The 14,526-nt window shown below is 63.0% G+C and carries 9 protein-coding genes; 3 read left to right on the top strand and 6 right to left on the bottom strand.

The features are described from left to right. Positions 1–21: 21 nt before the first annotated feature. Positions 22–843 (top strand): aldo/keto reductase, encoded by an 822-nt coding sequence (locus ACN9MZ_RS17720; RefSeq protein WP_426338283.1) that lies wholly within the window; start codon positions 22–24, stop codon positions 841–843. Here ACN9MZ_RS17720 and ACN9MZ_RS17715 read toward each other — a convergent pair. Together ACN9MZ_RS17715 and ACN9MZ_RS17710 are read right to left on the bottom strand one after the other, a co-directional pair. Continuing rightward, positions 840–1,466, bottom strand: a complete 627-nt coding sequence (locus tag ACN9MZ_RS17715) for a PEP-CTERM sorting domain-containing protein (RefSeq protein ID WP_426338282.1) — start codon at positions 1,464–1,466, stop codon at positions 840–842. The genes ACN9MZ_RS17720 and ACN9MZ_RS17715 overlap by 4 nt on opposite strands. Then, positions 1,463–3,142, bottom strand: a complete 1,680-nt coding sequence (locus ACN9MZ_RS17710) for a rhamnogalacturonan lyase B N-terminal domain-containing protein (protein ID WP_426338281.1) — start codon at positions 3,140–3,142, stop codon at positions 1,463–1,465. The genes ACN9MZ_RS17715 and ACN9MZ_RS17710 overlap by 4 nt, the downstream gene beginning before the upstream one ends. A 285-nt stretch (positions 3,143–3,427) precedes the next feature. Here ACN9MZ_RS17710 and galB point away from each other — a divergent pair, with 285 nt between their 5' ends. Next, positions 3,428–6,109 carry a beta-galactosidase GalB gene (gene galB, locus ACN9MZ_RS17705; protein WP_426338280.1) on the top strand — a complete coding sequence of 894 codons (2,682 nt, stop codon included), beginning with the start codon at positions 3,428–3,430 and terminating at the stop codon, positions 6,107–6,109. Positions 6,110–6,156: 47 nt separating this feature from the next. After that, positions 6,157–9,324, top strand: coding sequence for a TonB-dependent receptor (locus ACN9MZ_RS17700; RefSeq protein WP_426338279.1), 3,168 nt, complete (start codon positions 6,157–6,159; stop codon positions 9,322–9,324). A gap of 122 nt (positions 9,325–9,446) precedes the next feature. Here the strand turns inward: ACN9MZ_RS17700 and ACN9MZ_RS17695 are convergent, their stop codons facing one another. The 4 genes from ACN9MZ_RS17695 to map form a co-directional block, all read right to left on the bottom strand. Beyond that, positions 9,447–10,202, bottom strand: coding sequence for a flagellar brake protein (locus ACN9MZ_RS17695; protein WP_426338278.1), 756 nt, complete (start codon positions 10,200–10,202; stop codon positions 9,447–9,449). 122 nt (positions 10,203–10,324) lie between these two features. Beyond that, positions 10,325–11,074: a pseudouridine synthase gene (locus ACN9MZ_RS17690; RefSeq protein ID WP_426338277.1), complete on the bottom strand. Its 750-nt coding sequence runs from the start codon at positions 11,072–11,074 to the stop codon at positions 10,325–10,327. After that, positions 11,074–13,656, bottom strand: coding sequence for a [protein-PII] uridylyltransferase (locus tag ACN9MZ_RS17685; RefSeq protein ID WP_426338276.1), 2,583 nt, complete (start codon positions 13,654–13,656; stop codon positions 11,074–11,076). Before ACN9MZ_RS17685 ends, ACN9MZ_RS17690 begins: the two co-directional genes overlap by 1 nt. Positions 13,657–13,662: 6 nt before the next feature. Continuing rightward, positions 13,663–14,481: a type I methionyl aminopeptidase gene (gene map / locus ACN9MZ_RS17680; protein WP_426338275.1), complete on the bottom strand. Its 819-nt coding sequence runs from the start codon at positions 14,479–14,481 to the stop codon at positions 13,663–13,665. Between the last annotated feature and the right edge of the window lie 45 nt (positions 14,482–14,526).

Here is a 14,526-nt window from a genome sequence, read left to right as displayed (position 1 = left end):
CAACACTTTCGGAGTGTGGCCATGACGCTATCTGGAATCGGGCAGGGTACATGGAATATGGGCGAGCGGGCTGCCGACAAGGCTGCCGAAGTGCGCGCCCTGCAACTGGGGCTGGACCTCGGCATGACGGTGATCGACACGGCCGAAATGTATGCCGATGGCGGCGCTGAAAAAGTGGTCGGCGAAGCGATTGCCGGCCGTCGCAGCGAAGCTTACCTGGTCAGCAAGGTGCTGCCGCAGAACGCTTCGCGCAAGGGCGTGGTGGCGGCGTGCGAGAACAGCCTGAAGCGCATGAAGGTCGACCACATCGACTTGTACTTGCTCCACTGGCAAGGCAGCGTCCCTTTTGCCGAGACGCTGGAAGGGCTGATAGCCCTGAAGCAGGCGGGCAAGATCCATGAATTCGGCGTCAGCAATTTCGACCTGTCGGACATGAAAAAGGCGACTGCGCTGGCCGGCGGCGATGCCATTGAGGCGAACCAGGTGCTGTACAACCTGCGTCGTCGCGGTATCGAGTGGGACCTGCTGCCCTGGTGCCAGGAGCGCGGCATACTGCTGATGGCCTATTCGCCGCTCGAATCCAACCGTAAGGAACAAGAGCGCCTGCTGGCCGAACCGGCGCTGCAGGCCATCGCGTCGCGCCACCAGGCCACGCCCGCGCAGATTGCGCTGGCTTGGCTGCTGCGGCAGGACGGTGTGATGCCGATCCCGAAAGCAAGCAGCGAAGCGCATGTGCGTGCCAACGCGGCCGCGATGACCCTGCGGCTGGGCCAGGAAGACCTGGCCTTGCTGGACAAGGCGTTCGCGCCGCCCACGCGCGCCACGCCGCTGGACGTGCTTTAGCGGCGCTTGCGGCGCACCGTGGCCAGGGCAAGCAGTCCGGCGCCCAGCAGCAAAGCGCCGCCGGGTTCCGGTATGTCTGCCTGGACTGCATCGATTGCCGGGCTGCTCCAGCCACTGCTGCGGTTGGCCGTGGAGAAAGCGTAGTAGCGCACTTCGTCGAAGCCCGCCGCATCAGCCAGTCCCACCAGTGCACCGCCTGCCTGCGTGAAGTTCCCGGCCCCGGTGCGCACATTATCGCTCCAGGTGCACCAATACCCATTGACTGTCAGGTAGCCCGATGCGGCGGCAAAGGCGATGCTGTGGAAATCGCTGCCATCCGCGCGCCGGATGCTGATATAGGCATTGTTGCCCGACGTGGACATGTAGTTCCCGGAGAAGAGGGGGCTCAGGTCCGATGGCTGGTCGTAGCAATTGACGCCGGCATAGCCGCATTGATTGTTGTTGGCCGAACCGGTGAAGCGAAACAGCAGCCCGTCCTCGACATAGTCGTTCGACAATCCGGGATTGGCGCTGAATGTGGCGAGATGCAGGGAAGAGGGAGGCGCGGCATAGGTCTTCATGACCGTGGCCGTCGCAGGTGCGGCAACTGCCGCCGCCAGGGCGAGTATCAGGAACTTGTTCATGGTGTCGGAATCAGGTCAACGGCATCCCAGGCATAGCCCGGGCTCAGGAAAGCCGTGCCGCTCGAACCGCTGATGGCGGTCAGCGTCAGCACATTCTCGCCAACCACCAGCTCGCTGGCCGGGATGTTGAAGGTATACATGGTGTTGTTGCCGCGGTAGGTGCCGACGGTCAGGGTCCGCGTGGAAGGCTGGCTCGAAGCGGCCGGGTTGGCGGAAATCCATCCGTTGACCTGCGCTTTAGGGCGTCCCCCCGCATACGCCACCGTGATGCCTGCCCTGAGCGTGAGCGGTACGATCTGGCTTTGCTTCAGGTTGAAGCGGATGGTGATGGTGCCGTTGACGTTTTTCCATTGGTAGGCTGGAAAACCGGTGGCGGCGCTGGAGCTGCCGACGACATAGTCGCCAGGTGTCCACGATGCCATGCGCACGTCGGATGGATGCATGGTGGTGACCTTGTCACCGTTCAGCAGTTCGGCCGGCGTCCCGTCCCAGTCGCCGATGCGCCACAGGGCCGCGGTGGCGCTCGGATCGCCGCCGACGGAGATGGTGTTCAGGGACACTGTCTGGCTTGCGGCGACCGTCACGGTGCGGGTATCGACCACCAGCTCGTTCTTGTAGACCTTCATGGTGTAGGTGCCGGGGATCATGCCAGGGCTGTCGAAGTGACCTGTGGCGGCATCGGCCTTGGCCCAGTACTGCGCCTTCGCGCTGGAGAAGCCGACCGTGTATTCATAGCGCGTATCGCGTCCCTGCAAGCCCACACCGGCCACGCGGCCGCGCCCCTCGGGACCGACGAAGCCGTTCATTCCCATGCTGGCAAAGAACGAGGTGTCGACTACGCCCGGCGCGCTGCCGTTGTTGAACACCAGGGTATAGGTGTTCAAGGTGCCGGGCCGGAACGCTTCGGTCTGGCCCTCGCCATAGTTGATGATGTAGGTGATTTCCTGCGTGGTCGAAGTGCCCTGGTTCAGCAGGCTGCGGTAGAAAGGCCCGCCGCTATTGCCTTCGTTATTGTCGCGCACCACCCACAGGCCGACGGCGTTGCCGGTGGCGCCGATATAGGACCAGTCTTTCAGGCGCATGTTCGAATAATGCTTGGACCGGGTCTGGCCGTTGGAGAGTCCGAAAATGTCGCCCGATTCGATGGCGCCGGTGTTGTTGCGGATGTCCGAGGGCACAGGGCCGTTGGGCAGCGCGGCAATGGGCACGCGCAGGATATAGCGTGCCAGCCCGAGGGTACTCGGCTCGCTGGTGAAATAAGTACCCATGTAAATGTGCGGGTAGCCGCGGCGGGCGATGTAGTAGTGCGTCAGGTCACCAGCCTGCACCGTCACCTTGATGAAATCGGGACCGAGCGTGGCCGCGTTCACGCTGACGGCGGAGACGCCGGTGTACAGGAAATCGAAACCGGAATTGACCTGGCTGCCGCGCGACTGGTCCTGGTATTGGACGCCGTTGTAGACCAGGGATGCGATATCGCCGGCCGATTGCGTGCTGACGCCGTTGTCGGTGCGGCGCACCTTGAACACCAGCCCCGCGCCGGTATCGACCGTATAGAAGTTGGCGTCTTCACTGAGGCCAAAGTCGGCCGCCACGGCGTTGCCGCCAAGTCCGCCGGCGAGAAGGACGAACGAGACCACACCTGCCGCGCAGGCATTCAAATGCTTGATTTTCACGATGTCTCCTGATGGATTTTTTGGTAGCTTGCCGGGGCAGTATCAAAGGTCTTGTGCCAGCCAGTCAACGGGCCGGGCGCTACGGAACAGCAGAAAATCACGATGTTGATTGGCCGCAGAACTCTATGAATAGCGCAACCAATCTGTCGTGAAAAACGCAACACCGTTTGCAAATATGCGATTGACAAGGAAATATTTGCGACGATAGACTGAATTGGTTGCGCTATCGTTTTCGTGTTAATGGTTGGTTGTCTGCGCAGCGACTTACTCGATCCACCGGAAAACATGAAAATAATATCGATGCATTGCAGGGCGCTTGCGCTCGTGTTGCTGTGGGCGTGCGCGCATGCTGCGTCGGCTGGGCCGCGTGAGCGCATCCTGATCAACTCCGGCTGGCGCTTCACGATGGGCGACCCGCCAGGCACCAGTGACGCCTTGCGTTACGACGTACGGCCGGCAGTGCGCGCGAGCGAGGACGGCAAGGCAGCCGACGCCGTGCCGCAGGCGGCGCAGCAAATGCAGGCCGGGCAGGCGCCAGTGCTCAAGCCATGGATACTCCCGAGTGGCAATGCCTTCGTCCGCGATCGAGCCCGCCGCCACCGGCGCCCCGCGCAGGAGCCCAGGCTCGACGTGCCTTATCTCAGCCCGGCATACGACGACAGCGCCTGGACGCGCGTCGACCTGCCGCACGACTGGGCCATTGCCGGCCCCTTCCTGGAAAAGGGGCCGTATGGCGGCGTGGGGCGTTTGCCCAGCTGGGGCATCGGCTGGTACCGCAAGCGGCTGGACATTCCCGCCTCGGATGCCGGGCGTTCCATTTTCCTCGACGTCGACGGGGCCATGTCGTATGCGGCCGTATGGCTGAACGGCCGCCTGGTCGGCGGCTGGCCCTACGGCTACAATTCCTGGCGGCTGGACCTGACGCCATATATCGTGCCGGGCGGCGAGAACACACTGGCGATCCGCCTCGACAATCCCCCTGAATCGTCGCGTTGGTACCCGGGCGGCGGCATTTACCGCAATGTGTGGCTGACCAAGACGGCAGCGGTGCACGTTGCGCACTGGGGCACGCATGTGCGCACACCGCAAGTCGGCAAAGCCTTGGCGCAGGTCGCACTTGAAGTCGCGCTCGATAACGACTCCGCGGCTTCGGCCGTGGTGGAGGTAGCCACGTCGATCTTCGTCCTCGATGAGCGAGGGGGCAGGGTGGGCGGCGCTGTGGCCAGCATCACGGCCGAGTCGTTGCGGCTCGCCGCAGGCGGCAGCGCTGTCGTCACCGGTACGGCGACGGTGGCGAATCCGCGCTTGTGGGGGCCGCCCCCGACCCAGCGCCCGCATCGCTACGTGGCGGTGACCAGCGTGAGGCGCGGGGGCGTAGAGATCGACAGCTACGAGACCAGGTTCGGCATACGCCAGGTGCGCATGGACCCGGACCAGGGCATGCTTATCAATGGTGAACGCATAACACTGAAAGGCGTCAACAACCACCATGATCTTGGTGCGCTGGGCGCTGCCTTCCACGTGCGTGCAGCCGAACGCCAGCTGGAGATGCTGGCCGAGATGGGCGCCAACGCGCTGCGCATGAGCCACAATCCGCCGGCCCCGGAGCTGCTGGAACTGACCGATCGCATGGGCATTGTCGTGATCGACGAGGTGTTCGATGTCTGGGAAAGAAAGAAAACCGCCCTCGACACGCATTTGATTTTCCCTGATTGGCATGAGCAGGACTTGCGCGCCATGGTCCGCCGCGACCGCAACCATCCTTCCATTGTGATCTGGAGCATCGGCAACGAGGTCGGCGAACAATATACCGGCGAGGAGGGCGCTGCCATCGGGCGCAAGCTGGCCGCCATCGTGCGCGAAGAGGATAGTGCGCGCCCGACCATGACAGCCATGAACTATGCGCGGGCGCATATGCCCTTGCCGTCCACCGTCGACCTGGTCAGTGTGAATTACCAGGGTGCAGGCATCCGCAGCAACCCGGGACGCTTTCCGGAATTCCGCGCGCGCTTCCCGGACAAGATGATCTTCAGCAGCGAAAGCGCTTCGGCCTTGAGCAGCAGGGGCGAGTACCAGTTTCCTGTGACGGGCGCGCTCACCGCGCCGGTGCGGCCGGACGCCGGCGGCGACTGGACGACGCACCAGGTCAGTGCTTATGAGCTGTACGCCTCGGACTTCGGAACCTCCGCCGACCGCGCGTGGGCGGCGCAAGACCAGTATCCCTATGTGGCGGGCGAATTCGTCTGGTCTGGCTGGGACTACCTGGGAGAGCCCACCCCGTTCTACGACGCCCGCAGCTCCTATTCCGGCATCATCGACCTGGCCGGATTCAGGAAAGACCGCTTCTACCTGTACCAGGCGCGCTGGCGTCCCGACTTACCGCTGGCACACATCCTGCCGCACTGGACGTGGCCGGGACGGGAAGGCAAATTCACGCCAGTCCACGTCTTTACGTCCGGCGACGAGGCCGAGCTGTTCATCAACGGTAAAAGCCAGGGCCGCAAGAAGCGCGCCGAATATGAGTACCGCTTGCGCTGGGACCTGGTGAAGTATGAGCCGGGCGAGGTGAGGGTGGTCGCCTACAGGCAGGGCAGGCAATGGGCAACGTCCAGCGTGCGCACGACGGGCGATGCAACCGGCCTTGCCCTGGCGCCCGACCGCAGCCGCATTGCGGCTGATGGCGCCGACCTTTCTTTCGTCACCCTGCGCGTGACGGACAAGCACGGCAACACCGTCCCGATGGCAAAAAACATCGTGAAGTTCAGCATTGAGGGGCCAGGGGAAATCGTGGCGACCGATAACGGCGACCCCACCAGCTTCGTGCCCTTTCCATCCCCTGAGCGGCCTGCCCTTAATGGCCTATGCCTGGCCATCGTACGCAGCAAGCCTGGCCGGAAGGGAACCATCACCGTGCGGGCGGAATCGCCCGCATTACAAGGAGCAAATGTAACGTTGCAAGCGCATTGATAGCGCTAACTAATCAAGGCCCGTGAGGCCAATATCAAGGAGACAGCATGAACAAACATCCGGGAGGCCGCGTCCGTCGCTTCGGCACGCGTGGTGAAGTCCTCGTCATGACCATCCTGGCGGGGATGATTTCTACCGCTTATGCGCAGGAGGCGCCGCAAGCGTCTGCGGAAGCGAGTCCATCCGCCGAAGCCAAGCCCGCGCCGGCCGAGAAGGTGCTGCCGGTGGTCACGGTCAGCGGCTACCGCAGTTCGCTCGGCCTGTCGGCCATGGAAAAGCGCGACAACATCGGCTTGAGCGATACCGTGTTCTCTGAAGACATGGGCAAGTTCCCGGATCCGAACATCGCCGATGCGCTAGCGCGCGTGCCGGGCGTGAACGTGCGGCGCGGCGAGATCGATGGCGAAGGCTTGAACATTTCCATCCGCGGCATGGGCGCGGCATTTACGCGCGTGCTGCTGAACGGGGCGCCGATGGCGTCCGCCTCGGCCGGCAGCTGGGGCGGTTCGATCAGCGCCAACCGCGAAGTCGACATGGACTTCCTGCCTTCCGAATTATTTCGCAGCGCCAGCGTTTACAAGAGCCAGAAGGCCAGCCTGATCGAAGGCGGCATTGCCGGCACCGTCGATATGCGCAGCGTACGTCCCTTCGACAAGGCCGGCTTTCGCTCCGCGTTTACCCTGAGCGGCAACTACCGCGAGCAAAACAGCAAGACCGGCAATACCGGATCGGCGCTGGTGAGCAATACCTGGAGCACCGCCGGCTGGGGCAAGTTCGGCGCCCTGGCCGGCATCGCTTGGGGGAACACCGGCTACAAGACCGACGGTTTCCAGACGGTCGACATGCGCAACTTCCAGTTGAAACCCTTCCAGGGCGATGCGTCGGACAAATTGAACAGCACCGGCGGCGGCTCGCAATCGACGCCCGACACCGTGCCATCCGGCCTGACGTTGAGCGCCTTGCCGGAATTTGCGCGCCCCATCCTGGTGCCGGGCAAGCAGATCGACCGCGCCATGCTGCTGGCGCTGAACCCCGGCGCCACGCTGCAGCAGATCGACAACGGCCTGATGGGCCGCCTGGGACGGCACTTTGTCTACGAAGGCAAGCGCAATCGCGCCGGTGAAGTCATCAGCCTGCAATGGCAGCCGAACGATATGCTCGATATCTACCTCGATACCATGTTCGCGCAAAAGAAGAACCGGATGACGTATGAGGGGATGAATGCCGGCACCCGCGCCAACACGCCGATCCCGATCGGCATGGAATTCGACCGCAGCGACTGCACCGTCGGCTGCACGATCACCAAAGCCACTTTCGCCAACACCTTCTGGGCGCTGGAATACCGGCCAATGAAGGAGGAAACGAGGTTCCGCAGCATTAACCCGGGCTTTGAGTTTCGGCCGTCCGAGAAATGGACCATCGACGGCCATTTCAACGCCACCAACAGCACGTTCTACCGCGACATGCCGACCGTACTGGTGGCCACCAGGTCGCCCGGTTCCGTCATCTATTATGACAACACGACGCCGGGGCAGACGCCAAGCTACAGCTCCAACCTGGACATCAACGAGCCGAGCAACTTTGGCTGGTACCAGGCCGGCCAGAGCCTTTCCGGCCTGCGCATGGACCTGTATGAACGCACCAACAAGACCAAGGGCACGCGCCTGAACGTCAACTGGGGCGACGCCGATTTCAGCATCAAGTTCGGCGGTTCGTATGACGACATTGAGCGCCGCTACCGCAGCTTCTCGGTGGCCGATGCCTGGATGAACGTCGCTTGCGGCAACAACATGAGCTACCGCTTCTTCATGCCGAACACGCAGATTCGCAGTCCGGGCTGCGATGGCCGCAGCACGCCAGGCCCTGTGGCCGATGTCGCCACCGCTTATCCGGGATACGGCACCGGCTCCACGGCGGGCGCGGCGCCATTGACCTACCTTGGCTCGGTGGTGCCGAATGCTGCAATCCCGAACTACGTCAGGGCGGGGAACAACGGCTTCATCACCGTCGACTGGCCGAAGTTCGCCAAGGATACGGATTACCAGTACTTCCGCGATAGCATCTACAAAGGCTTCCAGAACGGCAGCGGGGGCTACATCCGCGAGGTAGTGAGCGCAGCCTACGCGGAATCGACCGGGCGCCTTGAGCTCTTTGGCGGCGCGCTGCGCTACAACGCCGGGGTGCGCTATGCCCAGACCAAGCAGACCATTGGCGTCCTTAGCGTCGGCGCCGATCCGCGCAATGCGTCTCTGAAGAACGGTGGCCTGTACGACAACCTCAGCGTATGGAAGTACGAGACCACCAAGTACAGCAACACGCTGCCATCGGCAACGCTGGCCTACAACGTCACGCCCAACACGATCCTGCGCGCCTCCGGTTCGAAATCGCTGACCCGCGCCAATCCTGCGGACCTGCGGCAGACCCAGCTCACCCTGGGCGACCAGGGCGCGCGCCAGGGCAGCGTGACGAATCCGAACCTGAAGCCGTTTGAAGCGAACAACCTGGACGTCGCGCTCGAGTACTACATGAGCAAGGAGGCCTATGTTTCGCTGAGCGCCTTCGGCAAGGACATCATCAGCCGCCCCGGCCAGCGCATTACCACCTATTCGCTGGCACAGCTGGATGAGATGTTCGGCACCGTGGGCCTGACCGAGGCCCAGCAGCAGGCAGTGGCGGCCAGCGGCGGCCGCGACAAGCACCTGGTCGAAATCACCGAGCCATACAACATCGACACCAAGCTGAAGGTGCGCGGCCTGGAAGCGACCTGGCAGCAGCCGCTGGACATGCTGCCAGTGAAAGGTTTTGGCTTCACCGCCAACTTCACCTACGCCAAGCAGACAGACGACGCGCCGAATGCGCCGCCGGTCGCCGGCGTGCCGCCGCGCACCAACAACCTGACCCTGTACTATGAGCGCGGCGGCCTGAATATCCGCGTGGCGCGCCAATACACGGCGAGCCATGTCGTGAACACCAGTACAGGATTGAATGTTGCAGGCGGCGCTTACGCTTACACCACCGAACGTACGCAAGTCGATGCGTCGGTCGGGATGAACCTGAAGCAGATGTTCGGCTTCAGGTACAACACTGACCTGACGCTCAGCGTCTGGAATGCCAACAAAGCGATCAGCCAGACCTACACCCAGTTCAGCAACGCGATCTTCGACGAGTACAAGCCGGGCGCCAGCTACACGCTGTCGCTGCGGACTTCATTCTAGGCAGGGGACGGAAGGGCGGCCGATGCCGCCCTGCGTGCTGCGCCTGAGTAGCGATAGCTTGTGCGCCGGCCGTGGCGTGCCAGCATGGGACCACGCGTGACGGTGCGGCTGCCGGCTAAAGCCTAGCGCTGGCCTCGGCCAGTGTTCAGCCTTTCGAGGATGCGTTGCAGTTCGTCCTGCATCATGGGCGACAGGTTCTGGAACTGGCAGCCGATCTGCACCTGCTCGCCGAGCAGGAAGGAACGGAAATGACGCGACAGGCGGATCTCCAGGTCGCAGATCAGCACCGAGCCGGGTCCCATGTCCAGCCGTACGCGCTGCAGCTTGCGGCCGACGTGCAAGCCGACGGCATCGCGTGGCGAGCAGCGCATGCCGACGCCGCCGACAGCGAAGTCGTACAGCTGCATTTCGTACGGCTTGCCATTCAGGACGAAGGAGGCGGTGTGGTAGGTGCCGAGCGGAGTCTCCAGGCGAGGCGCCGCGCGGCGGTTGAGTACCTGGCAGCGTTCGGGAAATTGTGCCGGGACCAGTGTCGGCTGCTCCGGTAAGGCATTCCACTGCGGATCGTCCAGCTTGAACTGGAACTTGGCGCCGCGCAGCCAGGCCACGAAAGTGCATTCGCCCGGCGGCAGGGTCGCGCCATCGTTCAGCTGGATCACGAAATGCGGCAGTTCGGGATCGACCGACAGCAGGCGCGCCATCACTGGCTCGACATTGTCCCGGTGGTAGATGGAAACCGCGTCGCCCGCATCGGCCAGCGCCGCCAGTGCGTCGCCGATTTCATCGGGGTCCACGATATCGTGCGGATGTGACCCCGCGGCAATCGGCTCCACCGCGTCTTGTGGACGGGGCGGTCCCTTGCGGAAGTCATTTGGCATTGGATCGTTCACAGCTCAGGTTCTCGTTTTCTGGGAGAGGACGCCAACACTTTACCGCGTTCCGGCGCCCTGCGCTTGCTAAACGGCAATGAATGCTGCTTTTCTGTTGCGTTGATGCCGACTCAGAAGCGCTCGTCCGGGCTCAGGTAGCGCCATTGCCCTTCTGGCAAGTTTCCAAGTTTGACACGACCAATGCGCACGCGCTTCAAGCCTAGCACGCGCAGGCCAACCATCTCGCACATGCGGCGGATCTGGCGCTTCTTGCCTTCGCGCAGGGTGAAGCTGAGCTGGTCGTCGTTCTGCCAGCGCACCTTCGCCGGCAGCAATGGTTTGCCGTCCATCCACAGGCCGTGGTTGAGGCGCTGCAGATCGCTGTCCGGCAGGCGGCCCGGCTTGGTGTACTCGACGCGGACCAGGTATTCCTTGTCAACGTTAGTGTTTTCGCCAATGAGTTGCTTGGCGACGCGGCCATCCTGTGTCAGCACCAGCAAGCCGACCGAGTCGATGTCGAGGCGGCCGGCAGGCACCAGGCTGCGCAGCTGGTTGCGGTCGAAGCGTTCCGGCGAGCGGTCTTCGGCCCAGCGGTTTTCCGGCTTGATCAGGACCACAGCCGGCTGGTAGCCGTCCTCGGCCTGGCCGGAGACGTAGCCGACCGGTTTGTTGATCAGGATCGTGACGCGGCGCGCCTGTTCAGCGGCAGCCTGGCGTTCTACGGTGACTTTCTGGCTCGGGTAGACCTTGGTGCCCAGTTCGGACACCACCTGGCCATCCACGCGTACCCATCCCTTGGCGATCCATTCATCGGCTTCACGGCGGGAACACAGGCCCAGTTCGGACATGCGCTTGGAAAGGCGTAATAATTCTTCGGACATCAGATTTTCAGTACTTCGAGTAAGTCGGTTTCCAGTTGGAGCTGGGTACGGGCATTGGCCAGGGCAGGGCCGTCGACGATGAACACGTCTTCCACGCGTTCGCCGAGGGTCATGATCTTGGCCGTATGCAGGTTGATCTTGTATTTGGTCAGCACGTTGGCGATCGAATACAGCAGGCCGGTGCGGTCGTTGGCCGCTACCGACAGCAGGTAATACTGGCCGCGTTCGTCAGAGCGCAGGTCCACTGTGGGCTGGATCGGGAAGGTGCGCGACAGGCGCGACAGGCGGCCCTTGCTGGGCGCGGTCAGCGGGCCTTGCGTGACCAGCAGGTCGCACAGCTCATGCTCGATCAGGTTGATGATGTCGCGGTAGCTCTTGGCGAAATTCTGCTCGGTGACCAGGAAGGTGTCGAGCGCATAGCCGTGCTTCGTGGTATGGATCTTGGCATCGAGGATGCTGAAGTTCTTGCGATCGAAGTAGGAGCAGATGCGCGCGAACAGGTCTGGCTGGTCCTTGATGTAGACGGCCACCTGCAAGCCTTCGCCGATCGGCGCCAGGCGGGCTTTTACCACCGGCTGCTCGCTGTCCAGGCGGTCCCACAGCGCGCGCGTCTGCCAGGCGATGTCGCTGGCGTCGTGCCGCAGGAAATAGGCCAGGTCGAGCTGCTTCCACAGCGCCTCGTGCGCATCGGGCGGCAGGCCATACAGGCGCAGGGTGGCCAGCGCTTCCTGCTGGCGGTTCTTCAGTTCGCGGTCGGCCGAATGCGGCTCGCCGCCCAGCACGCGCAGCGTCATTTTGTACAGGTCTTCCAGCAGCTTGCCTTTCCAGGCATTCCAGACCTTCGGGCTGGTGCCGCGGATGTCGGCCACCGTCAGCAGGTAGAGCGCGGTCAGGTGGCGTTCATCGCCCACCGTCTTGGCGAAGGCCTGGATTACGTCGGGGTCGGACATGTCCTGTTTCTGCGCCACGTGCGACATGGTCAGGTGCTGCTCGACCAGGAAGGCCACCAGTTCTGTGTCTTCCGCGTCGATGCCGTGCTCCTGGCAGAACTGCTGTACGTCGGCCACGCCCAGCTTGGAGTGGTCGCCGCCGCGTCCCTTGGCGATGTCGTGGAACAGGGCCGCCACGTACAGCAGCCATGGCTGCGGGAAGTTTGCCATCAGCTGCGAGCAGAACGGATATTCGTGGGCGTGCTCGGTCATGGTGAAGCGGCGCATATTGCGCAGCACCATCATGATGTGCTGGTCCACCGTGTAGACGTGGAACAGGTCGTGCTGCATCTGGCCCGTGATCTTGCGGAAGCTTGGCAGGTAACGGCCCAGGATCGACAGCTCGTTCATCCGGCGCATATTGTGGATGATGCCCTGCGGCGCCTGCAGGATGCGCAGGAAGTAAGCCTTGTTGACCGGATCGGCGCGGAAGTCGGCGTCGATCTTGAAGCGCTCGTGCCACAGCGCACGCATGGTGCGGGCGGTCATGCCCTTTAAGGCAGGGCGCTCGCACAGCAGCACGAAGATTTCCATGATTGCCGACGGCGTTTTTTCAAACGTATCGTCGTCGTTCATGTCGATCATGCCGTTTACTTCGCTGAAGCGCTCGTTGATGCGCACCGGCTTCTCGTCGTGCGGGAACAGGTAGGACTCGATGTTCTGCAGCAGGATGGTGTTGAGCTGCACCACGGTCTTGGCAGCCCAGTAGTAGCGCTGCATCAGGTATTCGCTGGCGCGGCGCATGTGCACGCCGGTGCCGGTGGCTTTCAGGCCCAGGGTTTCGGCTACGGCGGTCTGCACGTCGAATACCAGGCGGTCCTCGCGGCGGCCGGCCACCAGGTGCAGGCGCACGCGGATATCCTTGAAGGCGCGTTCCTTCTCCATCAGCTGGCGTGCTTCGGTCTGGGTGATCAGGCCGCGCACGGCCAGGGTGCGCCAGGAGTTGGCCAGGCCGGCAGCCTTGGCCATCCACAGGATCACGTGCAGGTCGCGCAGGCCGCCCGGGCTTTCCTTGACGTTCGGCTCCAGGCTGAAAGGCGTGTCCTCATACTTGGCATGGCGCTGGCGCATTTCGATGGTCTTGGCCTCGAAGAAGGCGCGCGGGTCCATGGCCTTGTTGTAGGCGTCCTGCAATTGCGCGAACAGCACCATATTGCCGGTGACGATGCGCGCTTCCAGCAGGCTGGTTTGCACGGTGATGTCGGCCTTCGATTCGGCCAGGCATTCGTCGATGGTTCGGATGCTGTGGCCGACGTCCAGGCCCAGGTCCCACAGCAGCTGGACGAATTCTTCCAGCTTGCCGCGCGCGGCGTCGTCGGGCGCCTCATGCAGCAGGATCAGGACGTCAACGTCGGAATAGGGGAAAAGCTCGCCGCGCCCGTAGCCGCCCACCGCCACCAGCGCGGCTTGCGGCGGCAGGCGGTTGGCTGCCCACGCCTGCGTGAGGATGTCGTCGACGCTGCTGCGCAGGTTGCGCAACAGCTTTTCCGGCATGCCGTCTTCATGGAAGTTGGCAATGATGCGTTGGCGGTCCGATTTAAGCCGGGCCTTGAGCTGTTCCCGGAGGTCCTTCTTCATCGCGGCGTGGGGCATGCGTTTTTATGCTGCGGCTTTTTCGGTGATAAAAGCAGGCGGCTGCGGGCTGCCGGCGGACAGCGTCAGCACCTCGTAGCCGGTTTCGGTAACGACCAGCGTATGTTCCCATTGTGCGGACAGGCTGCGATCCTTGGTCTTGATGGTCCAGCCGTCAGGCATTTCCTTGATCTCGCGGCGGCCGGCGTTGATCATCGGCTCGATGGTGAAGACCATGCCCGCTTGCAGCACTGGGCCGGTGCCTGGTTTGCCGTAGTGGAGGATCTGCGGCTCTTCGTGGAAGACCTTGCCGATGCCATGGCCGCAGAACTCGCGCACCACGCTATAGCCGTTCTTTTCTGCGTGCACCTGGATGGCGTGGCCGATGTCACCCAGGGTGGCGCCCGGCTTGACCTGCTGAATGCCCAGCCACATGCATTCAAAGGTCACGTCCGACAGGCGCTTGGCCAGGATCGATGGCTTGCCGATGAAGAACATGCGGCTATTGTCGCCGTGGTAGCCGTCCTTGGTGATCACGGTGATGTCGAGGTTGACCACGTCGCCATCCTTCAGCACCTTGTCGCCCGGGATGCCGTGGCAGATCACGTCGTTGACGGACGTGCAGATTGCCTTAGGGTAGGGGGTATAGCCAGGAGGGCAGTAATTCAGCGGCGCCGGGACGGTGCCCTGCACATTCGTCATGTACTCGTGGCACAGGCGGTCCAGTTCACCGGTGGTGACGCCAGCCTTGACGAAGGGGGTGATGTAGTCGAGCACTTCGGAGCCCAGGCGGCCGGCCTCGCGCATGCCTGCGATGTCCTCGGGAGTTTTGATATTGATAGTCATGGGATATTGCTGTTCTGTACAGGGTACGCCACTCTGGGGCGTTAT

Source organism: Pseudoduganella sp. S-14 (assembly GCF_049913285.1).
Classification (GTDB): Bacteria; Pseudomonadota; Gammaproteobacteria; order Burkholderiales; family Burkholderiaceae_D; genus Rugamonas.
The sequence above is the reverse complement of the archived record's forward strand: the minus strand, read 5'-3'. Positions and strand labels throughout refer to the sequence as shown.

Bases quoted from the DNA above. Each gene is read 5' to 3' on its own strand.
- ACN9MZ_RS17720 (WP_426338283.1), top strand. From the start codon at position 22: ATGACGCTATCTGGAATCGGGCAGGGTACATGGAATATGGGCGAGCGG.
- ACN9MZ_RS17715 (WP_426338282.1), bottom strand. From the start codon at position 1,466: ATGAACAAGTTCCTGATACTCGCCCTGGCGGCGGCAGTTGCCGCACCT.
- galB (WP_426338280.1), top strand. From the start codon at position 3,428: ATGAAAATAATATCGATGCATTGCAGGGCGCTTGCGCTCGTGTTGCTG.
- ACN9MZ_RS17700 (WP_426338279.1), top strand. From the start codon at position 6,157: ATGAACAAACATCCGGGAGGCCGCGTCCGTCGCTTCGGCACGCGTGGT.
- ACN9MZ_RS17695 (WP_426338278.1), bottom strand. From the start codon at position 10,202: ATGCCAAATGACTTCCGCAAGGGACCGCCCCGTCCACAAGACGCGGTG.
- ACN9MZ_RS17690 (WP_426338277.1), bottom strand. From the start codon at position 11,074: ATGTCCGAAGAATTATTACGCCTTTCCAAGCGCATGTCCGAACTGGGC.
- ACN9MZ_RS17685 (WP_426338276.1), bottom strand. From the start codon at position 13,656: ATGCCCCACGCCGCGATGAAGAAGGACCTCCGGGAACAGCTCAAGGCC.
- map (WP_426338275.1), bottom strand. From the start codon at position 14,481: ATGACTATCAATATCAAAACTCCCGAGGACATCGCAGGCATGCGCGAG.